1 protein-coding gene is annotated in these 362 nt (G+C 47.0%); it reads right to left on the bottom strand.

What is annotated here, in order from left to right; all coding sequences use genetic code 11:
* Positions 1-362 (bottom strand): HEPN domain-containing protein (locus I8J31_RS20655; protein ID WP_199470475.1); only part of this gene is annotated, 362 nt, incomplete at both ends.

Below are 362 nucleotides of genomic sequence, written 5' to 3'. Positions count from 1 at the left end.
GAATAACGGGAATCCACGTAGGCGCGTTTGAGTCGTTGGAAGCTGCGTTTCTGGAAGCGTTGTGTTTGGGCGATGCCATCGAGGGAGAATTGCTCGATGAAGCGCGGGTCTTGACGTATGCAGTAGGAGCGTAAGAGTTCGATGTTGTGGGTTTTGGGTAGGTAGTTGGTGGTGACCAATAGGGTGCAGGAATAGAAGCGTTCGACGGCTTGGTGTAATTGAAAAGCTGCGATTTTAAGTTCTTCATCTTTTATCGCGTATGTATATTGTTTAAGAAACCCCTTTGCACTTTTGAACCATTGCTCATAATGTTTTTGTGCGATGGTTTTTTGCTCGTCTTGGGTTAAATTACCGGGGCGGGG

Origin of the sequence: Marinomonas transparens (assembly GCF_016463975.1) — a bacterium.
GTDB lineage: Bacteria > Pseudomonadota > Gammaproteobacteria > Pseudomonadales > Marinomonadaceae > Marinomonas > Marinomonas transparens.
Note: the sequence above shows the minus strand (reverse complement) of the source record. Positions and strands in the feature narration are given on the sequence as shown.